Annotated in this window: 23 protein-coding genes; 13 read left to right on the forward strand and 10 right to left on the reverse strand. The window is 70.2% G+C overall.

Features of this window, described 5'->3' with window-relative positions:
• A complete protein-coding gene (locus tag OG194_RS27125) occupies window positions 1–1383 on the forward strand; it encodes a protein phosphatase 2C domain-containing protein (RefSeq protein WP_327403403.1) in 1383 nt (460 codons plus the stop codon).
• Entirely contained in the window at window positions 1380–3026 is a 1647-nt protein-coding gene (locus OG194_RS27130; protein WP_327403404.1) for a hypothetical protein, read from the forward strand. Before OG194_RS27125 ends, OG194_RS27130 begins: the two co-directional genes overlap by 4 nt.
• A 36-nt stretch (window positions 3027–3062) precedes the next feature.
• Here the strand turns inward: OG194_RS27130 and OG194_RS27135 are convergent, their stop codons facing one another.
• Window positions 3063–3782, reverse strand: a complete 720-nt coding sequence (locus tag OG194_RS27135; protein ID WP_327403405.1) for a Crp/Fnr family transcriptional regulator — start codon at window positions 3780–3782, stop codon at window positions 3063–3065.
• 173 nt (window positions 3783–3955) lie between these two features.
• Window positions 3956–4585 carry a MerR family transcriptional regulator gene (locus tag OG194_RS27140; RefSeq protein ID WP_327407219.1) on the reverse strand — a complete coding sequence of 210 codons (630 nt, stop codon included), beginning with the start codon at window positions 4583–4585 and terminating at the stop codon, window positions 3956–3958.
• Window positions 4586–4769: 184 nt separating this feature from the next.
• On the opposite strand from OG194_RS27140, the gene OG194_RS27145 reads away from it, so the two are divergent.
• The 4 genes from OG194_RS27145 to OG194_RS27160 all read left to right on the forward strand — a co-directional run bounded on the left by OG194_RS27145 (window position 4770) and on the right by OG194_RS27160 (window position 8413).
• Window positions 4770–6284 carry a flavin-containing monooxygenase gene (locus tag OG194_RS27145; RefSeq protein ID WP_327403406.1) on the forward strand — a complete coding sequence of 505 codons (1515 nt, stop codon included), beginning with the start codon at window positions 4770–4772 and terminating at the stop codon, window positions 6282–6284.
• Window positions 6281–7207, forward strand: a complete 927-nt coding sequence (locus OG194_RS27150; protein WP_327403407.1) for an alpha/beta fold hydrolase — start codon at window positions 6281–6283, stop codon at window positions 7205–7207. The genes OG194_RS27145 and OG194_RS27150 overlap by 4 nt, the downstream gene beginning before the upstream one ends.
• Window positions 7204–8127: an SDR family oxidoreductase gene (locus OG194_RS27155; RefSeq protein ID WP_327403408.1), complete on the forward strand. Its 924-nt coding sequence runs from the start codon at window positions 7204–7206 to the stop codon at window positions 8125–8127. The genes OG194_RS27150 and OG194_RS27155 overlap by 4 nt, the downstream gene beginning before the upstream one ends.
• A gap of 91 nt (window positions 8128–8218) precedes the next feature.
• A complete protein-coding gene (locus OG194_RS27160; protein ID WP_327403409.1) occupies window positions 8219–8413 on the forward strand; it encodes a hypothetical protein in 195 nt (64 codons plus the stop codon).
• Window positions 8414–8541: 128 nt separating this feature from the next.
• Here OG194_RS27160 and OG194_RS27165 read toward each other — a convergent pair whose 3' ends face one another.
• Window positions 8542–11796 carry a S41 family peptidase gene (locus OG194_RS27165; RefSeq protein WP_327403410.1) on the reverse strand — a complete coding sequence of 1085 codons (3255 nt, stop codon included), beginning with the start codon at window positions 11794–11796 and terminating at the stop codon, window positions 8542–8544.
• 200 nt (window positions 11797–11996) lie between these two features.
• Here OG194_RS27165 and OG194_RS27170 point away from each other — a divergent pair, with 200 nt between their 5' ends.
• The 6 genes from OG194_RS27170 (at window position 11997) to OG194_RS27195 (ending at window position 19225) form a co-directional block, all read left to right on the forward strand.
• Entirely contained in the window at window positions 11997–12605 is a 609-nt protein-coding gene (locus OG194_RS27170; protein ID WP_327403411.1) for a TetR/AcrR family transcriptional regulator, read from the forward strand.
• A 134-nt stretch (window positions 12606–12739) separates the two neighbouring features.
• Window positions 12740–14962, forward strand: coding sequence for an MMPL family transporter (locus OG194_RS27175; protein ID WP_327403412.1), 2223 nt, complete (start codon window positions 12740–12742; stop codon window positions 14960–14962).
• 100 nt (window positions 14963–15062) lie between these two features.
• Entirely contained in the window at window positions 15063–15647 is a 585-nt protein-coding gene (locus OG194_RS27180) for a hypothetical protein (protein ID WP_327403413.1), read from the forward strand.
• A gap of 49 nt (window positions 15648–15696) precedes the next feature.
• Window positions 15697–16248 (forward strand): isochorismatase family protein, encoded by a 552-nt coding sequence (locus OG194_RS27185; RefSeq protein ID WP_327403414.1) that lies wholly within the window; start codon window positions 15697–15699, stop codon window positions 16246–16248.
• A gap of 1622 nt (window positions 16249–17870) precedes the next feature.
• Window positions 17871–18383: a YbaK/EbsC family protein gene (locus OG194_RS27190; protein WP_442811635.1), complete on the forward strand. Its 513-nt coding sequence runs from the start codon at window positions 17871–17873 to the stop codon at window positions 18381–18383.
• Window positions 18380–19225 (forward strand): DMT family transporter, encoded by an 846-nt coding sequence (locus tag OG194_RS27195; RefSeq protein WP_327403415.1) that lies wholly within the window; start codon window positions 18380–18382, stop codon window positions 19223–19225. Before OG194_RS27190 ends, OG194_RS27195 begins: the two co-directional genes overlap by 4 nt.
• Here the strand turns inward: OG194_RS27195 and OG194_RS27200 are convergent.
• The 6 genes from OG194_RS27200 to OG194_RS27225 all read right to left on the reverse strand — a co-directional run bounded on the left by OG194_RS27200 (window position 19222) and on the right by OG194_RS27225 (window position 24030).
• On the reverse strand, window positions 19222–19662 hold the full coding sequence (locus OG194_RS27200; protein ID WP_327403416.1) for a RidA family protein: 441 nt from the start codon (window positions 19660–19662) through the stop codon (window positions 19222–19224). The two genes, OG194_RS27195 and OG194_RS27200, sit on opposite strands and share 4 nt — an antisense overlap.
• Window positions 19663–19690: 28 nt before the next feature.
• Entirely contained in the window at window positions 19691–20863 is a 1173-nt protein-coding gene (locus tag OG194_RS27205) for a serine hydrolase domain-containing protein (protein ID WP_327403417.1), read from the reverse strand.
• A gap of 45 nt (window positions 20864–20908) precedes the next feature.
• Window positions 20909–21373 (reverse strand): organic hydroperoxide resistance protein, encoded by a 465-nt coding sequence (locus tag OG194_RS27210; protein ID WP_327403418.1) that lies wholly within the window; start codon window positions 21371–21373, stop codon window positions 20909–20911.
• Between the two features lie 110 nt (window positions 21374–21483).
• Entirely contained in the window at window positions 21484–22245 is a 762-nt protein-coding gene (locus OG194_RS27215) for an energy-coupling factor ABC transporter ATP-binding protein (protein ID WP_327403419.1), read from the reverse strand.
• Entirely contained in the window at window positions 22233–22994 is a 762-nt protein-coding gene (gene cbiQ, locus OG194_RS27220; protein ID WP_327403420.1) for a cobalt ECF transporter T component CbiQ, read from the reverse strand. Before cbiQ ends, OG194_RS27215 begins: the two co-directional genes overlap by 13 nt.
• A gap of 1 nt (window position 22995) precedes the next feature.
• Window positions 22996–24030 carry an energy-coupling factor ABC transporter permease gene (locus tag OG194_RS27225; protein WP_327403421.1) on the reverse strand — a complete coding sequence of 345 codons (1035 nt, stop codon included), beginning with the start codon at window positions 24028–24030 and terminating at the stop codon, window positions 22996–22998.
• Window positions 24031–24200: 170 nt separating this feature from the next.
• Between OG194_RS27225 and OG194_RS27230 the strand changes: the two genes are divergently transcribed.
• A complete protein-coding gene (locus tag OG194_RS27230; RefSeq protein WP_327403422.1) occupies window positions 24201–24557 on the forward strand; it encodes an SsgA family sporulation/cell division regulator in 357 nt (118 codons plus the stop codon).
• A 23-nt stretch (window positions 24558–24580) separates the two neighbouring features.
• Here OG194_RS27230 and OG194_RS27235 read toward each other — a convergent pair whose 3' ends face one another.
• Entirely contained in the window at window positions 24581–26260 is a 1680-nt protein-coding gene (locus OG194_RS27235; protein WP_327403423.1) for a penicillin-binding transpeptidase domain-containing protein, read from the reverse strand.
• Window positions 26261–26285 lie beyond the last annotated feature (25 nt).

The raw sequence follows: 26285 nt of genomic DNA on the forward strand, positions 1-26285 counted from the left end.
GTGGACAAACGATCGCTGCTGAAGCGGTTCACGGGCCGTCCCGCCGAAGAGCCGGACGCGCCGGAGCCGACGGGTCCGGATGCACCCGCGGCTCCCCCACCGCCGTCGTCACCCCCCGACCCGCGGCACGCCGAGGCATGGCAGACGGCCGTGCCGCCGGGACCCGTGGCACCGCCGGCCCGCGACGCCGCGTCCGCGTACGAGGTCGCCACCTACCGCGTGCCCGAGTACGAGGTTCCGGCCTATGACGTGCCGGAGTACGTCGGCCCCGGCCTCGACGGTCCGTCCGCCACACGGCTCGACGGCACGCGGGGCGCGGAGAGCGCCGAGCAGTTCTCCGACGTGGACCGGGAGGACACGCGCGATCCGCGAGGCGGCCCACCGGGACAGACCGGTGTCCCGGCGGAGCGCGTCTCGCGACCACGGCACGCGGCACCGCAACCGGGTTCGCGGGAATCCGGACCCGGCACACCTGCACCCGACTCCGGGCGGGTGGCGAACCAGTGGGACCGGATCGTGCTGGGCAAACCCGCCGCCCAGGTGGAACCGAAACCGCCACCGGCCGACCCTTACCGGCCCGACACCGTCTTCGACGGATGGTCGACTCCGCACCTGACCGTCCGACTTGCCTCCGTGCGCGGGGACCAGCACCGCTTCGACGGGCGGCCGAGGCAGGACGACGTGGTCGTCGCCTGGCACGAGCCGACCGCCACGGTCGTCTTCGCGGTGGCCGACGGCGTCTCGTCGGCCGCACAGTCACACGTGGGCGCCGCGTTGGCCTGCCGTACGGCGGTCAACGACCTGTTGGTCCAGCTCGGTGAGGACCGGCAGGCCCCGGACTGGTCGCGTGTGCTGCAGGCAGCCGCGTACCAGTTGCTCATGCGCGTGGCGCGCGGCCGGGAGCCGGACGAACAGCACCGGGCGGAGGCGATCAGGACACTGGCGACGACCTTGGTGGCGGGCACCGTCGCACCGGACAGGTCCGGCGGCATGCACGTCACGGTGGTGCGCGCCGGGGACTCCTCGGCGTGGTGCCTGCGGCGGGGCCAGTACGCCCAGTTGCTGAGTGACGGGGACACCGCCTCCGAGGAGATCGCCAGTACCGCGGTGGTCGCGTTGCCGCGGCTGTCCACGCGGGTGCGCCCGGTGTCGTACACGCTGCCCTCGGACAGCGTCCTGCTGGTCGGCACCGACGGTTTCGGTGTCCCGCTCGGCGACGGCACCGGTGTGGTGGGCGAGTTGTTCGGCACGGGGTTGGCGGTGCCTCCGCAGCAGCCCCGCGCTTTGGCCCACCTGCTGGACTTCTCGCGCGAGACGTTCGACGACGATCGCACCCTGCTCGCTGTCTGGCCCCGCGACCGGCTATCCGGCGGAAGCCGGTGACCGGCCCCGGGGCGGTGCGGATCGCCCGCTCGGATCTGGCACTGGGCGCCTCCCTGGGCGGCGGCGGTCAGGGCAAGGTGTGGGTGGTCGAGAAACGGCTGATCAACGGGACCTGGCCGGTGGCGTACAAGGAGTACAAACCGGAGGTTCAGACGCAGCTTCAGATCGACGCCCTGGAGCGGATGGTCGCCTTCCTCCCGGGCAGACCGGCAGCGGTCGGGAAGTGGCTGGCCGGACACACGGCCTGGCCCGCGGCCCTGGTGACGGAGGGCCCGCAGATACGCGGCTTTCTGATGCGGCAGATCCCGGACGAGTTCTTCATGACGGTGCCCTCGGGCGACCGGAAGGCCGCCGGCTTCGAGTTTCTGCTCAATCCTCTGGCCTTCGTGCAGAAGACCGTCGGCACCGTGACTCCCCGTCAGTTCTTCGGCCTGCTGCTCGCCCTCGCCGACATCCTGGAGAGGCTGCACGGCCTGGGCGTGGTGGCGGGCGATCTCTCCCCCAAGAACCTTCTGTTCGCGCTGTCCGGGGCACGGCCCGGCTGTTTCCTCATCGACTGCGACGCCATGGGGCTTGAGGGAGACTGGGTCCTCAAGCCCGTGCAGACACCCGGGTGGGCGCTGCCCGACGGGGAGGCCCCGGACACCCAGCAGGGGGACTGCTACAAGTTCGCGCTGCTCGCGGTGCGGCTCTTCCTGCACGAGCAGCACGGGCAGGACCCGGCCGCGCTGCGCCGCATGGACACGACCGTGGGCGACCTGGCCGCACGCGGCCTGAGCGCGGATCCTGCCGCCCGGCCCACCCTCTCCGCATGGCTCGACCCGCTGCGTCGGGCGTTCGACACCGCTCCCGTGACCTGGCTCACCGCAGCGGGACCGACCGGCACCGGAACGACCGGCCAACGGACCACGGCCTCACCGCGAGCCGGTACCGGCCCGGTCGGCGGAGCCACCGGTGGTACGCGCCCCGGTGCCACCCGGCCGCCCAGTGGCCCCGTGCCGTCGTACACAGCTCCGGCATACGTCCCTTCACCGAGCCGGCCCCAGGGCTCGTCGTCAGGGCGGGCGGCCACGGTCGTGGCCTGGATCGTCCTGGCACTGATCGGCCTGGGAGTCTGGCAGTTCATGGCTCACCACAGCTCTGACAGCGGCGGTTCCGGCAGCGGCAGTACGGGACAGACCCGGAGCGGGAACAGCGGCACCCGTGAGGAGCAGGTCACGGCGCTGAACACCCTCCTGGCGGGGAACGCCGGCCGGCGCAGCGGTGTCTCCGACGCCGTGCAGTCGATGCTGCGGTGCAGCGGACTGCAGGACGCCCGGCAGGTGTTCGTGGACGCGGCCGAAGCACGGGCCGACCTGGTCAAGGAACTGGGCGCGCTGAGCGTGGACCAGTTGTCCGACGACATGGTGTCGGACCTGAGCAGTGCCTGGCAGAACTCAGAGAAGGCCGACAGGGCCTATGCCCGAGTGGTCGACGATGTCTCGGGCAGTTGCTCGTCCGCCAACGTGGTCGGGTCGAGCTCTTGGCAGGACGCGTCGTCGGCGGGCGATGACGCCACGGCGGCAAAACAGGACTTCGTCGCCGCATGGAATCCCGTTGCGCAGGAGTACGGCCTGGACACGCTGGCCTGGACCGATCTGTGAGCCCTTCCGGACCAACCGCCAGCGTCGGCGGCCCGGTCATCCGCCGGTCGGCCCGCCCTCGCGTACCCGCTTCAGGGCGTCGGTGTTGCCGACGGTCACATGGGTACGGGCGGTGATGACCCAGCCCTCGGCGCGCCACTGCTCGAGGACGCGGCTGACGCTTCTGCGGGAGCCGAGCACCAGCCCGGCGAAATCGTCCTGGGACAGCGGCAGGCTGATCTCGACGGCACCGGAGGCGTGGCGTCGGCCGTGGCTCGCGGCGAGGTCGAGCAGCAGGCCGGCAAGGCGCGCGGCGAGCGGGTCCGCGCCCGCCGAGGTGCGCTGCCGGTCGGCGTCCCGCAGTCGGGTGGAGAGCACATGGTGGACGGCGCCGGTGATGACGGGGTGGTCGCGGGCGGCTGCCCGGAAGATCGCGGCGGGTATCAGCAGAGCGCGGACCGGGACGAGAGCGGTGAGCGTCGCCGATCGGGGCCCGCCGTCCAGTCCTCCCTGTTCGCCCAGCAGGTCACCGGGTCCGCGCAGCGCGAGGACTGCCTGGTAGCCGACGGCGGAGACCGTGGTGACCTTGATGCAGCCGCAGCCGAGGACGAGGAGATGATCGCCGAAGTCGTTCTGGCGGAGCAGGTCTTCCCGGGCGGCATAGGCCGTGACCTGTCCTCCCGCGCGCAACACCTGACGGGCCGCAGGGTCCAGCAGATCCCAGAACGGAGTCCTGCCGGGCCCGTGCCCGAGTGGCCCGTCGTCTTGGAAATGCACGGTTGTCGCCGTCCTCACTGCCTCGTTCCGCGGTCAGTCACCAAGGACCGTACCGGCGACAAGTAGGCAGCCGCCGGCAGCGCCGACGCACGGCCGCCGAGTCCACCCGGCGACCACGGAGCGCCCCTCCTGCGTGGTGCGGACTGTGGGTGCCGGGACGGCGCAGGAGGACGTTACCCGTCCATCCTCTTCTGCAACCGCCTGTCCATCGCGAGGGAGAGTTCCGCCTGCACCACGCTCTTCGCCAGCGGGCGCAACCGTTGCAGGTCCTCCGCCGTGCGGCCCCCGGAGATGACCAGGTCGGTGAAGAGTTCGGCGAGGGCGTCCGTGTGTGCGCGGACGCGGCGGCCCGCGCTGAGGACGTCGGCGAGGGGGATGCCCTCGCGGACCAGGGCGGCCGTGACGTCGAGGAGGCGGCGGCTGATGTGGACGATCTCGCCGCCGTCGGTGCCGAGGTAGCCGAGTTCGAGCGAGGCGGCGAAGTTCTCCGGGGTCGCCTGGTCGCCGAAGTAGTCGGCGAGGGCCTCCGGGGTGAGCCGGACCGGGGTCTCCTCGGTGGGGGCGCCGAGGCCGAGCAACTCGCCCACGTTGCGGCCGTGGTCGAAGGCCTCGGCGAGTTCCGCGATGCCGTTGAGGGTGTGGCCGCGCTCCAGGAGCGCCGAGATCGTGCGCAGGCGGGCCAGGTGCGTCTCGTCGTACCAGGCGATACGGCCTTCCCGGCGCGGCGGGTGGATGAGTTTGCGCTCGCGGTAGAAGCGCAGGGTGCGCACCGTGATGCCGGCCTCCTCGGCCAGTTCCTCCATGCGGTACTCGCGCTTCTCCGCCGGTTCCGCCTGCTCTGCCTTCTCCGCCACGCCCGCACCTTACGTCGTACCCCCGGTAACTTTCCTTGTCCCGACCCCTACCCATGAGTACGGAGCTGCCCTACGCTCCGATTGCGCCAGTGTTCACTGGCGCGGTCGAGCAGGTCGTAAGGAAGGGCACGGGATGACCGAACGCGAGCATGTGCGGGTGGCGGTGATCGGGTCCGGGTTCGGGGGGCTGGGGGCCGCGGTGCGGTTGCGGCGCGAGGGCGTCACCGACTTCGTCGTCCTGGAGCGCGCCGACAGCGTGGGCGGGACCTGGCGGGACAACAGCTATCCCGGCTGCGCCTGCGACGTACCGTCCCATCTGTACTCGTTCTCCTTCGCGCCGAACGCCGACTGGCCGCGCACCTTCTCCGGTCAGGAGCACATCCGTGCCTACCTGGAGAACGTCGCGGACGTCTTCCGGCTCCGGCCGCACATCCGCTTCAACTCCGAGGTCAAGATGATGACTTGGGACGCGGAGCGGCTGCGCTGGGACATCGAGACCACCGCCGGTTCCTACTCCGCCGACCTCGTCGTCTCCGCCACCGGGCCGCTGTCCGACCCCAAGATCCCGGACGTCCCGGGGCTCGACACCTTCCCCGGCAAGGTCTTCCACTCCGCCCGCTGGGACCACGACTACGACCTGCGCGGCAAGCGCGTCGCCATGGTCGGCACCGGCGCCTCCGCGATCCAGATCGTGCCGGCGATCCAGCCCGACGTGGAGCGCCTCACCCTCTTCCAGCGCACCCCGCCCTGGGTCATGCCCCGCGTCGACCGCCCCATCAGCGCCGCCGAACGCGCCGTACACCGCGCGCTGCCCTTCACCACCCAGGCCCGGCGCGGACTCCTGTGGGGCATAAGGGAGTTGCAGACCCAGGCCTTCACCAAGCGGCCCAACGAGCTTGTCCTCGTGGAGCAGTTGGCCAAGAAGAACATGGCCCGCGCTATCAAGGACCCGGCGCTGCGCGCCAAACTGACCCCCGACTACCGCATCGGCTGCAAGCGGATCCTGCTCTCCCGCACCTACTATCCCGCTCTCGCGAAGCCCAATGTCGACGTCGTGGCAAGCGGGTTGAGCGAGGTCCGCGGTTCCACGGTCGTCGCGGCCGACGGCACCACGGCCGAGGTCGACGCGATCGTCTTCGGCACGGGTTTCCACGTCACGGACATGTCGATCGCCGACCGGGTCGTCGGCGCGGACGGGCGCACGCTCGCCGAGGCGTGGCAGGGCGGAATGCAGGCGTTGCGCGGTTCGTCCGCGGCCGGGTTCCCGAACTGGATGACCGTCATCGGGCCCAACACCGGCCTCGGGACCTCCTCCATGATCCTGATGATCGAGTCCCAGCTGAACTATCTCGCCGACTACATACGGCAGTTGGACGTCCTGGGCGGCCGCGTCGCCCTCGACGCCCGGCCGAGCGCGGTGAGCGCGTGGAACCGGCGCGTGCAGGACCGTATGAAGCGCACGGTGTGGAACACGGGCGGCTGCACGAGCTGGTACATGGACGCGTCCGGCGTCAACACCACCATCTGGCCCGGGACCACGGCCGAATTCCGCAAGGCCACCAGGCGAGTCGACCTCACCGAGTACGAGGTGGTTCGGGCGAAGACCGAAAGGAAGGCCGAGGTCGAGACGGAGGTGGCGAGCGCGTGAGCCGTCTCATGCACGTTGCCTCCGGGCCGTACGCCCCGCCCGTCCCCGCCCGCGAACTCACCGTCACCTCGGCCGACGGCTCCCGGCTGCACGTCGAGGTGTACGGCCCCGAGGACGCGCCCGCCGTCGTCCTCGCACACGGCTGGTGCTGCTCCACGGCCTTCTGGGCCGCGCAGATACGGGACCTGTCCGTCGATCACCGCGTCATCGCCTACGACCAGCGGGGGCACGGGCGCAGTCCGGTGGCCGTCGCGCACGGTACCGACGCGCTCGCCGACGACCTGGAAGCCGTACTGGAGGAGACGCTCGCGCCCGGGGAGAAGGCCGTGATCGCGGGGCACTCCATGGGCGGGATGGCCGTGCTGGCGGCGGCCGGGCGGGCGGGGTTCCGGGAGCACGCGGTGGCCGTTCTGCTGTGCAGTACGGGGAGTTCGCGGCTGGTCGACGAGTCGCTCGTGGTGCCGTTGCGGGCCGGGCGGATGCGGACCCGGCTGACCCGGAAGATACTGGGGACGCGGGCACCGCTCGGGCCGGTCACGCCGACCGCGCGGCGGATCCTCAAGTACGGGACGATGGGCCCCGGTTCGGCCCCGCACATGGTCGAGGCGTGTGCGCGGATCGTGCACGCGTGTCCGCGGGCGGTGCGGTACGCGTGGTCGCGGGTGCTTGATTCGCTCGATCTCGACGGCGGCGTAGGGGAGTTGGCCGTGCCTACGGCCGTCGTCGTCGGTACTGCGGACCGGATGACGCCGCCGGTGCACGCGCGGGCGTTGGTCGCCGCCTTGCCCAACTGCGTCGGGATCACCGAACTTCCCGGGCTCGGTCATATGACGCCCGTCGAGGCGCCGGAGTTGGTCAGCGCGAAGATTCGTGAACTGGCCGCCACCTATATGGAGTTCGATCAGGTTACGGAGGGCGCATGAGCAACAGGGTCAGCCTTGAGGGGCAGGTCGCGGTCGTGACCGGGGCCGCGCGGGGTGTCGGTGAGTTGCTCGCCCGCAAACTCTCCGCGCGCGGGGCCAAGTTGGCGCTCATCGGGCTGGAGCCGGACGCGCTGAAGCAGGTCTCCGAGCGGCTGCACACCGACAGCGGTCACTGGTATGCCGACGTCACCGATCACGAGGCGATGGCCCGGGTCGCGGCCGAGGTCAAGGAACGGTTCGGGAAGGTCGACATCGTCGTCGCCAACGCGGGTGTCGCCAACGGTGGGCCCTTCCTCGACTCCGATCCGGTCGCCTGGCGGCGGGTGATCGAGGTCAATCTGATCGGGTCCGCCGTGACCGCGCGGGCGTTCCTCCCCGTGCTGATGGAGAGCCGGGGGTATCTGCTGCAGATCGCCTCGCTGGCCGCGATCACGCCGGCGCCGATGATGACCGCGTACTGCGCGTCCAAGTCCGGCGTCGAGGCGTACGCGCACAGTCTGCGGGCCGAGGTCGGGTACAAGGGGGTGCGGGTCGGGGTCGGGTATCTGTCCTGGACCGACACGGACATGGTGCGGGGGGCTGATCAGGACGCGGTCATGCGGGAGTTGAGGGAGCGGTTGCCCTGGCCGTCCAACAAGACGTATCCGCTGGGGCCGGCCGTGGATCGGATCGTCGCCGGGATCGAGCGGCGGTCCAGCCATGTGTACGGGCAGTGGTGGTTGCGGGGGATGCAGGGGGTGCGGGGGTATCTGCCGGGGGTCATCGGGTCGGTGGGGCAGCGGGAGATGCGGCGGTTCGGGTCTCGGCTGGACGGGATGCGGTCGGGGCTTGTGGGGGCGGGTGGGGCGGCGGACGAAGCGGCGCGGGCCGCTGCGCGGGCTGAGGCGCGGGCTACGGCGCGTGTCACGGAGGGTGACTGATCGAAATGCGCGCTTTGTTCTGGCGTGTGAATCTGGTCGAGGCCCCAGCAAGGGGCCCACAAGTCCCCCCTCAGTACGGGAGTGAACCCACATGGGTATGAAGGACCAGTTCCAGGACAAGGCGAAGGACCTCGCGGACAAGGCCAAGGACAAGATGGGCCAGGGTGAGGACGAGGCGTCGGAGCGTGCTCAGCAGGGTGGTGAGCGCGGTCAGCAGGGGCGTGAGGATGCGCAGCGGGCGCAGCGGGATGTGCAGGATCGGATGGACCAGGACTACGACGCGTAGTTGAGGTCTGTTTGCGTGGGGCGCCCTGAGTTTGGGGCGTCCCACGTTTCGTCGTTGGGTGCGGGTTGGTGGGGGCTGGGCGCGCGGTTCCCCGCGCCCCTGAAAGCAGGGGGTTGGCCTGCCCCCTCTCAAGAACGTGGGGGAAGTTTCGGCCTGGAGCGGTCCGGTACCGCGCTGTAGTCCGGCGGGGTTGCCGCCGGGTGGAGGGCGAGGAGGTCCAGGGCCAGCTGGATCGCGTCGTCCAGCTGCGCGTGTCTCCCCTCTGCCCAGTCCAGGGGGGTGCGGAGGATCTCCAAGTCCGGGGTCACGCCTCGGTTTTCCACCGACCAGCCGTAGGCGTCGAACCAGGCGGCGTTCATGGGGACCGTGATCACCGTGCCGTCGCCGAGTTGGTGGCGGCCGGTCATGCCGACCACTCCGCCCCAGGTGCGTTGGCCTACCACCGGGCCGAGTTTGAGGAGTTTGAAGGCGGCCGTGATCATGTCGCCGTCCGAGGAGGTTGCCTCGTCGGCCAGGGCAACCACCGGGCCCCTGGGGGCGTTTGACGCGTACGACACCGGTTGGGCGTCGCGGGTCAGGTCCCAGCCCAGGATCGTGCGGGTCAGTTTCTCGACCACCAGCTCGCTGATGTGGCCGCCCGCGTTGCCGCGTACGTCGACGATGAGGGCCGGGCGGGACACCTCAAGGCGCAGGTCGCGGTTGAACTGGGCCCAGCCGGAGCCGCCCATGTCGGGGATGTGGAGGTAGCCGCAGTGGCCGCCGCTCAACTCCCGTACCACCGCCCGGCGTTTGGCCACCCAGTCCTGGTAGCGGAGGGGGCGTTCGTCGATGAGGGGGACTACGGCTACTCGGCGGGCCCTGCCTTCGCCTTCCGCCGGGGTGAAGGTCAGCTCTACCGTTGTGCCGCCCGCGCCTGCCAACAGGGGGTAGGGGCCGGTGAGTTCGTCCACCGGGCGGCCGTCCACGTGGGTCAGGATCGCGCCCTCGCGGATGCCGGTGCCGGCCAGCGGGGAGCGGGCCTTGGAGTCGGAGGACTCGCCGGGGAGGATGCGGGCCACCGTCCAACCGCCCTCCCTGCGAACGAAGTTGGCGCCCAGCAGGCCCTGGCGGCGCTGGTAGTGGGGTGGGCCCTCGTTGCGGCGGGACGCGGTGACGTAGGCGTGGGACGTGCCCAACTCGCCCAGGACTTCCCGGAGCAGGTCCGCGAAGTCGTCGGGGGACGCCACCCGTTCGACCAGCGGGCGGTACTGGTCCAGGACCCCGGTCCAGTCGATGCCGCACATCTGCGGGTCCCAGTAGTACGCGCGGATCAGGCGGCCCGCCTCCTCGTACGACTGGCGCCACTCGGCGGGCGGGTCCACCTCGTGGAGGATGCGGCGGAGGTCGATCCAGACGGTCGAGTCGCCGTCGCCGGATTCCGTGGAAGGGACCGCTCGTAGCTCGTCCTCGTCGACTACCACCAGCCGTGAGCCGTCGCCGCTCACCGCGAACCAGTCGAGGTGGTCGACGAGTTCGGACTTCTTCGCCTTGCTGATGTTGAAGTGTTCGAGGGTCGGCCGGCCGCTGGTGTCGTCCGGGTTGGCGAAGGTCTCGCCCAGCGCGCCCGAGATCGGCCAGCGCAGCCAGACCAGGCCGCCGCCCGAAACCGGGTACAGCGCCGAGTACTTGGAGGCGGCGACGGGGAAGGGCGTCACCCTGCTCTCCAGCCCTTCGACCTCCACCGTCACCGCGCCGTCCGCGCCGTCGTCGTCCTCCGCCGCGTCGAGACCCCCGGCGGCCGGCCTGCCCTCCGGGGTCAGTGCGAACGGGGACGGGGTCGCCGAGGACAGCGGCACCAGGTACGGACGGCAGCCGAGCGGGAAGGACAGGTCGCCGGTGTGGACGTCGTAGACCGGGTCGAAGCCGCGCCAGGAGAGGAAGGCGAGGTAGCGGCCGTCCCGAGTGAAGACCGGATTCTCGTCCTCGAAGCGGCCGTTGGTGACGTCGACGATCAAACGGTCCTTTATCCGCGCCATCTTGATCTGGCGGAGCGAGCGGCCGATGCCCGGGTGGGACCAGGTCAGCCAGCTGCCGTCCGGAGAGAAGGCCAAGTCCCGTACCGGGCCGTTGATCGAGCGGATCAGCTCGGTCACCTCGCCTCCCCCAGACTCCGTCCGGGAGGTGCCCCCAGAGTCCTCCGTGGCGTCCAGGAGCAGCAGTCGTCCGTCGTGGGCCGCGATCGCGAGGCGCTCGCCCGCAGCGTCGGACACCAGCTCCAGTACGCGGCCCACCTCGCCGGAGGCGAGTCGGCGGGGCTCGCGTTCGCCGGAGGCGCGGGGGAGGTAGGCGATCTCGATCGCGTCCTCGCCGTCCGCGTCCGTGACGTAGGCGACCTGTCCGCCGGAGCCCAGCATCTCGGGGAGGCGGACCCGTACGCCGGGGGTGTCGGTGATGGTGCGGGCGGGGCCGTCGCGGTGGGTGAGCCAGTACAGGCTGCCGCGTACGACGACGGCGCTCGCGCGGCCCGTCTCGTCGACCGAGATGCCGTCGACGTGCTGGGCGGCGGGGACCTGGTACGTACGGCGGCCCGCGCGGGGCCCGCTCAACCGCACGTCCAGCTTGCGGGGGACCGATGTGGGGGAGAGGTCGTCGACGATCCACAGGTCGCCGGCGCACTGGTACACGACGCGGGTGCCGTCGCCGGCCGCGTGCCGGGCGTAGAAGGCGTCGTGATCGGTGTGGCGCCGGAGGTCGGAGCCGTCGTAGGAACAGGAGTAGAGGTTGCCGATGCCCTCGTGGTCGGAGAGGAAGGCGATGCGGCTGTCGACGAACATCGGGGAGTGCAGGTGGCCTTCGAGGTCGGCGAGCAGGCGGCGGCCGTGCAGCCAGAGGCGGCCCATGGCGCCGCCGCGGTAGCGCTTCCAGGCGGCCGGTTCGTGCGGCGGGGTGCCGGTCAGGAGCAGGGTCTGGCGTTCGCCGTCGACGTCGGCGAGCTGGATGTCGGAGACCGGACCCCAGGGGAGGCGGCCGCCGGGGTCGCCGTCGGTGGGGACCTTGTGGGCCCAGGTGAAGTACGAGAACGGTTCGCCGTGCGAGGCGACGGCGAGGATGTCGCCGTCCGGGGTCCAGCCGCAGACCTGGGTGTCGGCGCTGCCCCAGTACGTGAGCCGACGGCCGGGACCGCCCTCGACCGGCGCGAGATGGATCTCCGGGACCAGGCTGTGCCAGGTCGTGTACGCGATGTGGCGGCCGTCGGGGGAGAAGCGGGGGTGGCCGACCTTCGTGCGGTCGACGGTGAGCCGCCAGGCGCGGCCCCTGCCGTCGAGAGGGGCCAGCCAGAGGTCGTCCTCGGCCACGAAGCTCAGGAGGTCGCCACTGAGGTGCGGCAGGCGCAGATAGCTCACCTCCCTATGCTTTTCCGGGGGACGGGCCCGGGCAACTTATGAAAAATCGCCGGGGTGATCCGGCGGCTGCCCGGCGGGCGACTCGGCGGGTGACTCTCCACACGTACGAAACGGTTTCGTTTCGCTGGAGAGTGCGCTACATTCATGACTACGCGAGGCGGTACGAAACCGTCTCGTTCGGATCCGGAGAGGTGAGTGGCATGACTGAAGTCGCAACGGCGCGTCGCAGTCGCATCACACCCGAGCGCGAGGCCGAGCTGTACGCCGCCGTGCTCGACCTGCTCCGGGAAGTCGGTTACGACGCCCTGACCATGGACGCCGTGGCGGCCCGCACCAAGTCCAGCAAGGCGACGCTCTACCGCCAGTGGGGCGGCAAGGCCGAGCTGGTGGCCAAAGCGGTGCGGCACAACAAGCCCGGCGCCTCGGCCGCCGCCGTCGACACCGGTTCGCTCAGGGGCGACTTCCACGCCCTCACGAAGCGGTCGGACGACTGCGAGATGGAGCAGAACTCCGCGCTGATGCGGGGCCTGGCCATGGCGATGCACGGCAACCCGGACCTCCTCAAGGCGTTCCGGGAACACCTCGTCGAACCCGAGATGGCGGAGTTCCAGACGATGCTCCGGCGGGCGATCGACCGGGGTGAGGTCCGTGCCGACAATCCGGCGATCGAGTACATCGTGCACATGATGATCGGCGGGTTCGCCGCCCGCACCATGATCGACGAGCAGCCGCCCACCCAGGCCTTCCTGCTGTCGTACATCGACGCCGTGGTGCTCCCCGCACTGGGCGCACCGGTACCCACCACCTGAGAAACCCCGCGCACAACCCACAGCACGCCCACCTGACGTAACCGCTCACGTCGTCGGGCAGATCAACCGTGTCCCCAACCGGTCGATCACCCCTGCCCCGAAGAACCCCACGACCTGACCGGGAGTACGCCCTCGTGGCCACGTTCCTCTACAAAGTCGGCCGGCTCGCCTTCAGGCGACGGCACTACGTCGCCCTTCTATGGATCGCGCTGTTGACCCTCGCGGGAGTCGGCGCGGCCGGCGCGCCCGCGGCGGGCTCCACCTCCTTCTCCATACCCGGGACCGAGGCCCAGAAGGCCTTCGACCTGCTCGACCAGCGCTTCCCCGGCTCCAGTTCGGACGGCGGCACCGCGCGTGTCGTCTTCAAGGCGCCGAGCGGCGAGAAGATGACCGACGCCGGCAACAAGGCGACCGTCGAGAAGACGGTGAAGGAGCTGGCCGACGGCTCCGAAGTCGTCTCCGTCTCCGACCCGTTCACCACGAACGCCGTGAGCAAGGACGGGACGGTCGCCTACACATCGGTGAAGTACGACGTCCCCGGCATGGAACTCAAGGACGCCAGCAAGGACGCCCTGGAGAACGCCGCGTCCGAGGCCCGGGCCACCGGGCTGACCGTCGACGTCGGCGGCGACGCGCTCCAGGCCGCCGCGGAGATGGGCGTCGGCGAGATCATCGGTATCGCCCTGGCCGCCGTCGTCCTCGTCATCACCCTGGGTTCGCTGGTCTCGGCCGGCCTGCCGCTGCTGACGGCGATCATCGGGGTGGGGATCGGCGTCTCGACGATCACGGTCCTGGCGAAGACGCTGGACCTGGGATCGACGACCTCGACGCTGGCGATGATGATCGGCCTCGCCGTCGGCATCGACTACGCGCTGTTCATCGTGTCCCGCTACCGGGCCGAACTGGCCGAGGGCCGCGAACGCGAGGACGCGGCCGGCCGGGCCGTAGGCACGGCAGGCTCGGCGGTGGTCTTCGCCGGCCTCACGGTCGTCATCGCGCTGGCCGGTCTCGCGGTCGTCAACGTGCCGATGCTGACCAAGATGGGTGTCGCGGCGGCGGGCACGGTCGTGGTCGCGGTGTTCATCGCGCTGACCATGATCCCGGCCCTGCTCGGTTACGCGGGCCGCAGGATCAAGCCCACCGGCGAGAAGGCCAAGTGGCTGGGCGGCGGCAGCGCCAAGGAAGCGGCCAAGGCGGCCAGGCCGAACATGGGCACCCGCTGGGCGAGCTTCGTCGTACGGCGTCCCGCCGCCGTCCTGATCCTCAGCGTGCTCGGCCTCGGCGCGATCGCGCTGCCGGCCAGCCAGCTCCAGCTGGGTCTGCCCGACGACAGCTCGCAGCCGACGTCCACCACCCAGCGACGGGCCTACGACCTCCTCGCGGAAGGCTTCGGCCCCGGCTTCAACGGCCCGCTGATGATCGTCGTGGACGCCAAGAACAGCGACGCGCCCAAGGCCGCCGTCACCACGGTGACCGACAAGATCAAGACCCTCGACGACGTGGTCTCGGTCAGTCCGGCCATGTTCAACAAGGCCGGCGACACCGCGACGATCACCGTCGTGCCGGACTCCAAGCCGTCGTCGGTCACCACCGAGGACCTGGTGCACTCCATCCGTGACGAAGGCGCCGGCATCAAGGCCGACACGGACGCCCAGGTACTGGTCACCGGCACCACGGCGATGAACATCGACTTCTCGCAGAAGCTCAACGACGCCCTGATCCCGTACCTGGCCCTGGTCGTCGGCCTCGCCTTCCTGCTGCTGATCGTCGTCTTCCGCTCGATCCTGGTCCCGCTGAAGGCGGCCCTCGGCTTCCTGCTCAGCGTGCTCGCCTCGCTCGGCGCGGTCGTCGCCGTCTTCCAGTGGGGCTGGCTGTCGGGCCTGATCGGCGTGGAGGAGACCGGTCCGATCATGTCGATGATGCCGATCTTCCTGGTGGGCGTGGTCTTCGGCCTGGCGATGGACTACGAGGTGTTCCTCGTGACCCGGATGCGCGAGGCCTACGTCCATGGCGAGAAGCCCAGCCAGGCCGTCGTCACCGGGTTCAGGCACGGTGCGCGGGTCGTCACGGCCGCGGCGGTCATCATGATGGCGGTCTTCGCCGGCTTCATCACCTCCAGCGAGTCCATGGTCAAGATGATCGGCTTCGGCCTGGCGGTCGCGGTCTTCTTCGACGCGTTCGTGGTCCGCATGGCGATCGTCCCGGCGGTGCTGGCCCTGCTCGGCAAGCGTGCCTGGTGGCTGCCGAAGTGGCTCGACCGGATGCTGCCGAACGTGGACGTCGAGGGCGAGGGCCTGCGCGAGCTGGACTCCAAGGACTCGGATCCCGACGAGGACCGGGAGTTGGTCCGGGCCTGAGGCGGCTGCCGCGAGGCACTGAGGCACCGGGCAACCGATCTGCCGCGTCACCGAGTTCGGGTGGCGCGGCAGATCGCGTCGGGGTGACAGGGTGGTGGACGTGACAGCACTGGATGAACTGGTGCGGCTGCTGGGCCCGTCGACGGCGTCACGGGAACCGTCCGCCGACGACTGGACCGAGGTCGAGGCATACGTCGCCTCGGCACTGCCCGCCGACTTCAAGGCGTTTCTCGACGCCTACGGCACCGGCGTGATCTGCGACGAACTGGTGGTCTTCCACCCTCGGGGCGCCGGTCCGCTCCTGGACAGGATGCGGCGGATCCACGAGACGTTCGGCGCGAGCAGGCGCCGCGGTCCGGACTTCCACCCCTTCCCCTTCCACCCGGAACCCGGCGGACTGATCTCCTGGGGCTACGACCACTCCGGCGACGAACACTTCTTCTGGCCCTGCGACCCGGCCCCGGACCGCTGGAAGGTCGTCACCCACAGCCACGGGACGGAACCGGAAGTCTTCGAGGGACCGTTCACCGCGTTCGTCCTCGACTTCGTCGAGCGGCTGCGGGACAGGAAGCCGGAGCACGGACTTGATCCGGAGGCGCTGGAGTTCCTGGAGCCGGAGGACCTGGCGGAACTGGCGGAGCGAGGAGAGACCGGGCCGGTCGAGCCGAGTTTCAGCCCCCTCTGAACCGTTCTGAACCGAGTCGGTGTCAGTGGGCGGGACTAGCGTGTTGAGCATGACCACACTCACAGAACGCCCCAACACCGCACTCCTCGTGATCGATGTCCAGGCCGGCGTCGTGGCCGACGCGTACGAGCGTGACGCGGTCGTCGCCAACATCGCCACGCTCGTCGACAGGGCACGGGAGGAAGGCGTCCAGGTCGTCTGGGTCCAGCACTCCGACGAGAACATGACGGCAGGCAGCGAGGCCTGGGAGTACGTCCCCGAACTGCACCTCTGGGACGGGGAGCCCCTGGTGCCCAAGCACTACCCCGACTCCTTCGAGGACACCTCCCTGGAAGAGCTGCTGGCAGCCGCCCAGGTCGGCCACCTGGTGGTGGCGGGCGCGGCCACCGACGCGTGCATCCGCTCCACGCTCCACGGCGCGTTCGTACGCGGCTACGACGTGACACTCGTCGGCGACGCCCACACCACGTCGGACCTGAGCAAGTGGGGTGCGCCGCCGCCGGAGCAGGTCATCGCCCACACGAACCTGTACTGGAAGTACCACACGGCACCGGGTCGTACGGCTGCTGTAGCCCAGGCAAAAGAGGTCACCTGGGCGTAGGGCCACTCGCTTCTTGGCCAGTGTCGTGCTTCCACGGCCCGAGTAAAGGGCGCTCCCTGCGGTCGCGTCGCCTTCGGCGATTCCGCTCCGCTCCACCCTTGACTCGACCCGCTCCAGCCCGTTTCAGAAGCGAGCGAGCGGCCCGGAGGAACGGGTGGCCAAGGTGGGGAGACCCGTACCTGTACTGCGTCGCGAGCCGGTACTGAGGGACGCGCTCGCATCTCGCCAGCACGCCGGGTGGGCTCAGCGGCTACCCGCCGGTGGGGCGGGAAGCGCGGGTGGGGACTGCCCCTGGGCTGATCCGGGCCGGTGCGAGGGGACGCGTCCGCTTCTCTCCTGCACGCCGGGGGCTTAGCGGCTATCGGCCGGTGGGGTGCGAGGGTGCGGTGGGGACTGCCGTCTTAGGCTGATCCGGGCCGGTGTGAGGGGGCGCGTTCGCGTCTGGCCTGCACGCCGGGTGGGCTTGGCGACTGTCGGCCGGTGGGGTGGAGGGTGCAGGGGGCGTGCTGCCGTCCGGCCCGCACGCCGCCTCGGCTTGAGCGGCCGACCCTGGGTGGGTAGGTGCTGGAAGCCGGGGGTAAATCTAACCACCGTCGCAACCTCTGACCGGTTAGAAAAGAACACAGCCTCCAAAGATGCCAGGGCCGGGGGAGGGGGTAGGCGGGTGGGGGAAGTGTGACACTTCCGCTCTAACTGTCACATTTCTGCCGACCGGGTACCCCGGGGAGACGCCGACGGCAGATGGGAGCCACCACCCGGGCCGTCGCCTGGGGCGAGCCACCCGGGAGTCTTCCTCCGTGCCCGTGCCCGTGCCCGTGCCGGTGGCCGTGCCGGTGGCCGTGGCCCGGATCCGCTCCCCTGCTCCTTTGCCTACCGCCCGGGCCCGAACTCCCCGGCGCTCATTCCCTCTTGGTCTCTTGGCGTCTGCGCGGTAAGTCCCCACTGGCGGACAGCCGCTGAGCCGACCCGGCGTGCAGGCGAGGAGTGAGCGCGCGCCCTCGCCCCGCCCCAGAGTTCTGTTGCGCGTGCCTGGCGCAGAACCGCGCCCTTGCCCCTAGCTCTCGGCCATGAACTCCCCGGCACCCTTCCTTGCCTCGTGGCCTCCTGGCTTCCTGGCCTCTTGTGCAGCAAGTCCCCACTGGCCGGTAGCCGCTGAGCCGGCCCGGCGTGCGGGCGAGACGCCAACGCGTCGCACTCGCCCCGGCCCCGCCCTGGCCTCTCTGGAAGCTGTGTCTATTTCTAACCAGTCACAGCCCGCTACGGTGGTTAGATTTCCCCCCCCGGCTTCCAGCAACCACCCATCCGCCCACCCACCGTTGGCCGCTGAGCCGGCCCGGCGTGCTGGCGAGACGCGAGCGCGCCCCCAGGTGCCGGGCCGGAACGCGGTACAGGCACGGGGATTCTTGCCTGGCCACCCATCCCTCGGGGCCGCCCGCTCGCTTCTGAAACGGGATTGAGGGAGGTGAGTCAAGGGTGGAGCGGAGCGGAATCGGCGTAGCCGACGCGACCGCAGGGAGCGCCCTTTACTCGGCTCCCGCAATCCCGACACTGACCAAGAAGCGGGCGGTCCGACGGTCGGAACTCAGTCGCAGGCCCAGTACACCCACCGCTACCGTGCCCCCATGAGCATGAACAACACCGAAGGCGACAACACCGGCGCCAACCCCCGATTCGCCGAAGCGCTAAGGGAGTTGGGGCTCGGAGACCTCCTCGGTCGTATTCGGCGCTTCCCGGACGCCACCCGTACCGCAGCCGAGGCCGCCGCCGCGATCGGATGCGAGTTGAGTGAGATCTGCAAGTCGTTGATCTTCGCGGCGGACGGAGTCCCGGTACTGGTGCTGATGGACGGGGCATCGAGGGTGGACCTGGAACTCGTCCGGCAGGAACTCGGGGTGGAGAAGGTCACGCGGGCCAAGGTGGACGTCGTACGTGAGACGACCGGGTATGCCATCGGAGGCGTGCCGCCCTTTGGGCACCGTACGAAGACTCGTGTGCTCGCCGATCGTTCGCTGCTCGCGCACGACGTCGTCTGGGCCGCCGCCGGCAATCCGCATGCCGTGTTCCCCATGGAGCCCAAGGAGCTTGTCGCGTACGCCGGCGCCACCCTCGTGGACGTGCGCGAGCAGACCGCGTGACTCCGGAGGTCGCCGCCGCCGTTCTGCTCGCCGCTGTCACCCACGCCTGTTGGAACGCCCTCGCCCACCGCATCGCGGACAAACTCGTCGGCTTCACGCTGATCGCGGGCGGCGGGGCGCTGATCGGGTTGGCGCTGGCGCCGTTCGGAGGGTTCCCGGCGGCTGCGGCATGGCCGTACCTGATCGTGTCGGGGTTCATTCACGTCGTGTACTTCGCGCTGCTGATGAAGTCCTTCCGGCTGGGGGACTTCGGGCAGGCGTACCCCATCGCACGCGGCACCGCGCCCCTCCTCGTGACCGTACTGGCCGCCGTCTTCGCCCACGAGGTGCCGAACGCCTGGGCCGCCGCCGGCATCGCCCTGTCCTGCACGGGCCTGACCGGCGTCGCCCTGTGGGGAATGCGCGGACGACCGCCCAACTGGCCCGCGATCGGGGCCGCGTTGGCGACGGGAGTATCGATTGCCGCATACACCGTCGTCGACGGACTCGGCGTACGCGCCTCGGGATCCTCGCTCGGCTACATCGCCTGGCTGATGGCGATCGAGGGCCTGGCCATCCCGGCATACGCCCTGCACCGCTGGCGGGGCCAATTCATCGCGAAACTACGGCCGTTCGCCGCCGTCGGCTTCCTCGGCGCCGCCCTGTCCGTGACGGCGTACGGCCTCGTCCTATGGGCCCAGACCCGAGCGGACCTCGCCCCGATCGCCGCCCTGCGGGAGTCGTCGATCATCGTCGGCGCAGCCATCGGAGCGGTTTTCTTCAAGGAACGCTTCGGAGCCCCACGCCTCGCGGCAGCAGGGCTCCTGGTCGTCGGCATCGGACTGATGCTGCGCGCCGGTTAGGGCTGTCGTACCGCCACCGCGTCCACCTCGAACAGCATCCCCGGCAGGGCGAGGGACGCGACCCCGCTGAGGGTCTGGGCCGGGAGGCGGTCGCCGAAGTTCGCGTGCAGGGCCTTGTCCAGGGTTTCGAGCTTGGTGAGGTCGTGGTCGACGATGAACGTGCCCAGGCGGACCACGTGGTGGAAGTCGAGGCCCACTGCCGCGAGTGCCGAGCGCAGGCGGGTGAACGCCAAATCCACCTGTGCCGCGAAGTCGCCCGGTACCGGTGCGCCCGTCTCGTCGGAGGCGTACTGACCTGCGATGAAGACGAGTTCGCCGGGTGCCGAGACCGCGTGGCTGTAGCCGAACGGGGTCGGGTCGTGGAGGGCGGGTGGATTGGTGATCGTGCGGGCGTCGGTGGAGGGGGCGGCGTCGGTGTTGGCGTTCTTCGGCGTCATGGACGGGGAACCCCTCGGTCGGGCCGGTTCATTCCGGTTGCGGCAAAGACGTCCGCACCGCCCGCACCAGCGCCTGTGCCCTCGGGTCCGCCGTCACGCTCTTGCGGAAGCCGTTCGTGACGTAGCCGAAGGCGATGCCCGACTCGGGGTCGGCGAAGCCCAGTGCGCCGCCTCGGCCCGGGTGGCCGAAGGAGGTCTCCGCGAGGAGGGGGGACGCGCTGCCGTGCAGCATGTAGCCCAGGCCGAAGCGGGTGGTGATCACCAGGACGCGGTCCGGGCCCGACGAGCGTTCCGTGCGCGCCAGTTGGACTGTTGCCGGGGTGAACAGGCGTACTCCGCCGTCGACTTCACCGATCAGTGACGCGTAGACACGGGCCAGGCCGTCCGCCGTCGCGATGCCGTTCGACGCGGGGAGTTCGGCGGCCCGGTACGCCGGGTCGTTCTCGTCCGGCATCGGGGTGATCGCCCCGAACGCGCGGCGGGTGAGGGAGTCGGGGTTCGCGTACGCCTCGGAGACCGAGCGCTTGGGGCGGGTGCGGAGGGCGCTCGCGTCCGTTGTCGCGGCTTCCAGCTGTGCGACCCGGCCCACCCGGTCCGCCGAGGACGCCGGCAGGCCCACCCACAGGTCCGTCCCGACCGGACCCGCGATCTCGTCCGCGATCCACTCGCCGATCGACCTGCCCGTCACCCGGCGAACCAGTTCACCGGTCAGCCAGCTGTACGTCTGCGCGTGGTACCCGTGGTCCGTGCCCGGCGCCCACGCCGGTGCCTGCGCCGCCACCGCCGCCGCACTGAGCACCGGGTCGGCGGCCTGCTCCGGGGTCAGCGGGCGGTCCAGTACCGGTACGCCCGCGCGGTGGGCCAGCAGATGCCAGACGAGAGTGTGTTCCTTGCCGGCCGCCTTGTACTCCGGCCAGTACTCGCCAACCGGAGCGTCCAGGTCCAGTTCCCCGCGCTGCGCCAGCAGGAGCAGTACGGCGGCAGCCACGCCCTTCGTCGCCGAGCGGATGATCTGGGCCGTGTCCTGTTGCCAGGGTGCGGTGCCGTCCACGTCCTTCGTGCCTGCCCAGAGGTCCACGACCCGGTGCCCGTGCCGGTACACCGTCACCGCCGCGCCCCGGTCGCCGCGCGCCTCGAAGTTCCGTACGAACGCGTCCCTGACCGGCTCGAAGCCCTCGGCCACCATGCCGTTCACGTCCACGTCCGTGCCCCTCGTTCCGATGTCGCGCCGTACCGCTCTCCTCTTTCAACCAAGCAGGATCGTGACGTCGATGTTCCCGCGGGTCGCGTTCGAGTACGGGCAGACCTCGTGCGCCGCGTCCACCAGCTTCGCCGCGATGTCCTGGTCGAGGATCGGGAGGGACACGCTCAGGGCGACCGCGAGGCCGTAGCCGCGCTGCTTGTTGGGGCCGATGCCGACCTTCGCGGCGACCGTGGAACCGGTCAGATCGAAGCCCGCCCTACGGCCGACCAGGACCAGCGCGTTGTGGAAGCAGGAGCTGTAGCCGGCCGCGAAGAGCTGCTCGGGGTTGGTGCCGTTGCCGTCGCCGCCCAGCGCCGGGGGCATCGCGACCTGGAGGGCGAGCTGGCCGTCCAGGCTGCTGACGAAGCCGTCCCGGCCGCCGTGGGCGGTGGCCTCGGCGACGTACATGATCTTCGTCGGGCGAGTGTCGACAGCGGTGTCGGTGGTGACAGCGGTGTCGTCGGTCATGGCGGGACCTCCCCCGGGGCTGGAACACGAGCGCGCGCGGCTCCTTCGTGCCCAAGATACTGACCGGTAGCACAGCCGTATCTACCCGGGGGTAATGAGCGTCGGTAACGTCACGCGCCCATCGTCACGGACCGCGGGTCGAACCCGAAGGGCAACTCCAGGCGATGGGCGCGCATCAACGCGTCGTCGGAGAGGAGCTCGCCGGTCTTGCCGTCCGCCGCGATCACGCCCTCGCTCAGGATCAGCGCGCGCGGGCACAACTCCAGTGCGTACGGCAGGTCATGCGTGACCATGAGGACCGTCACGTCCAACGACCGCAGGATGTCGGCCAGTTCGCGACGGGAGGCCGGGTCGAGGTTGGAGGACGGTTCGTCGAGGACGAGGATCTCGGGCTCCATCGCCAAGACCGTTGCCACTGCCACTCGGCGTCGCTGGCCGAACGACAGGTGGTGCGGGGGGCGGTCCGCGAAGTCCGCCATTCCCACCGACTCCAGTGCCGTACGCACCCGTTGCTCCAGTTCGGCGCCCTTCATCCCGGCCGCCGCCGGGCCGAACGCCACGTCCTCCCGGACCGTCGGCATGAACAACTGGTCGTCGGGGTCCTGGAACACGATCCCGACCCGGCGCCTGATCTCCGCCATGTGCCGCTTGCCGACCGGGAGTCCGGCCACCGTCACGGTCCCGGCGCCCGCCGTGAGGATGCCGTTGAGGTGCAGCACGAGGGTGGTCTTGCCCGCGCCGTTCGGGCCGAGCAGGGCGACCCGTTCGCCGCGCGCGACGGTGAAGTCGACGCCGAACAGGGCCTGTTGGCCGTCGGGGTAGGCGAAGGCCAGCCCGGAGACTTCGAGCGAAGGAGTAGTCACAGGGTCCATCCCAGGAGACATACGACAAGGGCGGCTGACGGCAGTGCGAGGGCGTACGACCACTGCGCCCGGTCCGCGGTCACCTCGTCGATCACCGGCATCGAACCGGCGTAACCCCGGCTCACCATGGCGAGATGGACCCGCTCCCCGCGTTCGTAGGAGCGGATGAACAACGCGCCCGCCGACTTCGCGAGCACGCCCCAGTGGCGGATGCCCCGGGCCTCGAAACCCCGTGACTCGCGGGCGATCCGCATCCGCCGCATCTCGTCCGTGATGACATCGCCGTAGCGGATCATGAAGGACGCGATCTGGACGAGGAGGGGCGGGAGCTTCAACCGCTGCAATCCCAGGAGGAGTTCGCGGAGTTCGGTGGTCGCGGCGAGGAGGACCGAGGCGGCTACGCCCAAGGTGCCCTTCGCGAGGACGTTCCACGCGCCCCAGAGGCCGTTCACGCTCAACTGCACGCCCAGGACGGTTACTTGGTCGCCCTCCGCCACGAAGGGCATGAGGACCGCGAACGCCACGAACGGGATCTCGATCAGCAGGCGGCGGAGCAGGAAGGCCGCGGGGACGCGGGCCGTGTACGCGACGCACGCGAGCAGCGCGGCGTAGAGGCCGAACGCCCACATCGCCTCGCGCGGGGTCGACACCACGACCACCACGAAGGCGAAGACGGCGGCCAGTTTGGTGTGCGGGGGCAGCGCGTGGACGGGGGAGTGGCCGTGCCGGTAGAGGCGGTGGGCGTGGCCCGCGCCCATCTCAGGCCGCCTGCGAGGTGGTGCTGCGACGCTTGCGGACCGCCCAGAAGACGCCCGTGCCCGCCACGACCGTGACGCCCACGCCGATCACGCCCGCGAGGCCGCCGGAGAGCCGGGCGTCGTCGACGTCGCGCACGCCGTAGTCGGCCAGCGGGGAGTCCGCCGAGGTGTGCTCCTTCGCCTTCTGGTCGATGCCCTGGTCGGCGGCCACCTTCTCCAGGCCGTCGGGGTTCGAGGAGGCGTAGAAGCTCACGAAACCGGCGAGGAGGAGGGAGGCCAGCAGGCCGGTGATCCACAGTTTGCGGCGCGAAACACCCTCAGCGGCGACCGGCTCCAACTGCGTTGGCGCGTCCACGAGTTCACCGTTCACGCGCAGCTTGAGGCGCTGCTCCAGGCCGCGTGCGCCGTGGACCAGATCCGGGCGTACGGCGATCACGGCGCCCACCGTCAGCGCGGTGATCGCGGCCTCGCCGACGCCGATGAGGACGTGGACGCCGATCATCGCGGTGGCGACCTTGCCGAGGGAGACGTCGGTGGTGCCGCCGAGCGAGTAGAGGAGCGTGAAGACGAGGGCGGCGGCCGGGACCGAGAGCAGGGCCGCGGTGAAGGACGCGACGGTGATCGAGCGGCGGGTGCGGGGCAGCACCTTCACCAGGCCGCGGAAGACGGCGTAGGCCACGACCGTCGTCGTGATCGCCATGTCGGTGATGTTCACGCCGAGCGCGGTCAGGCCGCCGTCCGCGAACAGGATGCCCTGCATGAGGAGGACGACCGAGACGCAGAGGACGCCGGTGTAGGGGCCGACCAGGATCGCGGCCAGGGCGCCGCCCAGGAGGTGGCCGCTGGTGCCGGCCGCGACCGGGAAGTTGAGCATCTGCACGGCGAAGATGAACGCGGCGACCAGGCCCGCGAGCGGCGCCGTCCGTTCGTCGAGTTCGCGGCGGGCTCCGCGCAGGCTCACGGCGATGGCGGCCGCGGCGACCACGCCGGTCGCGGCGGATACGGGGGCGTCTATGAATCCGTCAGGCACATGCACGAGATGATTTTAGATGCTTGTTGCGAGTCCTTTGCAAGAGCGAGGAAGTCTCTTGCCGATATGTGAGATCTATCGCCCCGAGGGGCGCTCCCGAGAAAATGTGCGACATTTGGGTAGTGGAAGCGGATGCATAGCTTTCACACAGGTCACTCAGCGTAAGGGGCCGCCCGATGTCCGTAGTCGAACAGTACGCGCGAGCCCATATCGTCACCGACGAGGACGTGGACCGGCTGGACCGTGACGCGGTGCCGGTCGTCCTGCGGTACGACCCCGAATCCGATCCCCGAGCCGTCCGTATCGGCCTGCCCGGACCGCATGAATGGACCTTCGACCGGGCGCTGCTGGAGCAGGGGCTGCGTGCCCCGGCCGGCAGCGGCGAGGTGCGGGTGTGGCCGTGCGGGCGGGTCCAGGCCGTGGTCGAGTTCCACTCCGAACAGGGCGTCTCCGTCGTCCAGTTCGAGACGAAGACGATCATGCGGTTCCTGCGGCGGACCTATACGGCGGCCACCACGCCCGTCGGGACCTGAACTCCCCATACGAGCACGGAGGTTCAGCCGCCGAGGCTGCTGCCCAGCTTGAGCAGGGCCGCCACGATCGGGCCCGCCGTGTCGCCGCCGTGGCCGCCCGCCTGGACGACACCCGCGGCGACGAGGTCGCCCTTGTACGCGGTGAACCAGCCGTTGGGCTTCTTCTGGCCGTCGACCTCCGCCGAGCCGGTCTTCGCGCCGTAGTCCGGACCGAGCCCGGACATCGCCTCGGCCGCCGTGCCGTAGTCCGCCGTGTACTTCATGACCTCCTTCAGCTCCGACTGCGTCGTCGACGACATCGTGCGCGAGGCCTTCGCGATCGTGCGGTTGTCGACCGTCGGGGAGACCAGGTACGGCTGGTGGAAGGTGCCCGTGTCGACCGTGGCGGCGACCGACGCCATGTTCAGCGGGTTCATGCGGACCCCGCCCTGGCCGATCAGCGAGGCGCCCATCTGCGCGCCGCTCTGCACCGGGACCGAGCCGTCGAAGGTGGGGACGCCGATGGCCCAGTTGTTCATGCCGAGGCCGTAGACCTGCTGGGCCTCCGTCGTCAGGTCGCTGTTGGACAGCTTGGGCGCGAAGTTGATGAAGGCGTTGTTGCAGGAGGCCCCGAAGGCCATCTTGAACGTGCCCTTCTTGATCTCCGAGTCGTCGTCGTTGTGGAAGGTCCAGCCCGCCAGCTTGTACGTCTTGGGGCAGGGGTGCGACGCGTCCGGGGTGATCAGGTTCTTCTCGAAGAGCATCGTCGACGTCACGACCTTCATCGTGGAACCGGGGGCGAGGGAGCCCTGGAAGGCCACGTTGAAGCCGTGCGAGGCGTTCGCGACGGCCAGGATCTCGCCGGTCGACGGGCGCATCATCACGACCGAGGAGTTCTTCTGCTTGGTGACCTGTGTCTCGGCCGCCGCCTGGAGGGTCGGGCTGAGCGTCGTCTTCACCTTGCCGGGCGTGCCCTTGCTCAGCTCGACGAGTGTCTTGTCGGACTGCTTGGACTTCTTGCCCCGGATCACCTGGAGTTCGATGCCCGCCTTGCCGCCGGCCTTCTTGCCGAACTTCTCCCGCAGCCCGTCCAACACCGGCCCCAGCGACGGGTACTTGGCCACCGTCAGCTCGCCGCCGTCACGGTCGTAGGCCTTGACCGGCGGGGTGCCGGACTCGCCCGTCACCAGGGTGTCGCCGTCCGCGAGGTCCGGGTGGACGACGGAGGCGTGCCACTGGACGTACGGCTTGCCGTCCTTCGCGCTGCGCACGACGGTGAGCGAAGTGGCGTACGTCATGGGCTTGTTGATGCCCTTGTACGACACCGTGCACTTGACGGAGAAGGGGACCTTGGTGCCGGTGCGGGCGCCCTCGGTGACGGTGATGCCCTTCATGTGGGCGTTCTTCGTGTAGCCGGTGAGCAGGGCGGCGGCGGCCGTCGACCTGTCCGTCGTCGCGGCGGCCTGGGCGACCTTGCCCTGCTGCCAGTCGGCCAGGTACCGCTTCGCGGTCGTCTGCACCTCGGTCGCCGACAGCGGACCCGTCTTGATCGCCTTGTGGTCGGCGGTGTTCGACGTGCCCGCCTCGGCCGAGGCCCCGCCGTCGTACAGCGCGTAGGCGCCGACGCCCGCGCCGACGACGGCCACGGCGATCACCCCGCCGACCACGGCGGGTCTCGCCTTGCGCTTCTCGGCGACGACCTTCTTCTTGCCCCTCGTGCCCACAGTTCCCGATCCTCCGCGAATCCCT

Origin of the sequence: Streptomyces sp. NBC_01288 (assembly GCF_035982055.1) — a bacterium.
GTDB lineage: Bacteria > Actinomycetota > Actinomycetes > Streptomycetales > Streptomycetaceae > Streptomyces.

Excerpts from the sequence above, each read along its gene's own strand:
- OG194_RS27190 (WP_442811635.1), top strand. The coding sequence starts at position 17,871 with ATGAGCATGAACAACACCGAAGGCGACAACACCGGCGCCAACCCCCGA.
- OG194_RS27230 (WP_327403422.1), top strand. The coding sequence starts at position 24,201 with ATGTCCGTAGTCGAACAGTACGCGCGAGCCCATATCGTCACCGACGAG.
- OG194_RS27170 (WP_327403411.1), top strand. The coding sequence starts at position 11,997 with ATGACTGAAGTCGCAACGGCGCGTCGCAGTCGCATCACACCCGAGCGC.
- OG194_RS27145 (WP_327403406.1), top strand. The coding sequence starts at position 4,770 with ATGACCGAACGCGAGCATGTGCGGGTGGCGGTGATCGGGTCCGGGTTC.
- OG194_RS27200 (WP_327403416.1), bottom strand. The coding sequence starts at position 19,662 with ATGACGCCGAAGAACGCCAACACCGACGCCGCCCCCTCCACCGACGCC.
- OG194_RS27210 (WP_327403418.1), bottom strand. The coding sequence starts at position 21,373 with ATGACCGACGACACCGCTGTCACCACCGACACCGCTGTCGACACTCGC.
- OG194_RS27215 (WP_327403419.1), bottom strand. The coding sequence starts at position 22,245 with ATGGACCCTGTGACTACTCCTTCGCTCGAAGTCTCCGGGCTGGCCTTC.
- OG194_RS27155 (WP_327403408.1), top strand. The coding sequence starts at position 7,204 with ATGAGCAACAGGGTCAGCCTTGAGGGGCAGGTCGCGGTCGTGACCGGG.
- OG194_RS27140 (WP_327407219.1), bottom strand. The coding sequence starts at position 4,585 with ATGGAGGAACTGGCCGAGGAGGCCGGCATCACGGTGCGCACCCTGCGC.
- OG194_RS27160 (WP_327403409.1), top strand. The coding sequence starts at position 8,219 with ATGGGTATGAAGGACCAGTTCCAGGACAAGGCGAAGGACCTCGCGGAC.
- OG194_RS27185 (WP_327403414.1), top strand. The coding sequence starts at position 15,697 with ATGACCACACTCACAGAACGCCCCAACACCGCACTCCTCGTGATCGAT.
- cbiQ (WP_327403420.1), bottom strand. The coding sequence starts at position 22,994 with ATGGGCGCGGGCCACGCCCACCGCCTCTACCGGCACGGCCACTCCCCC.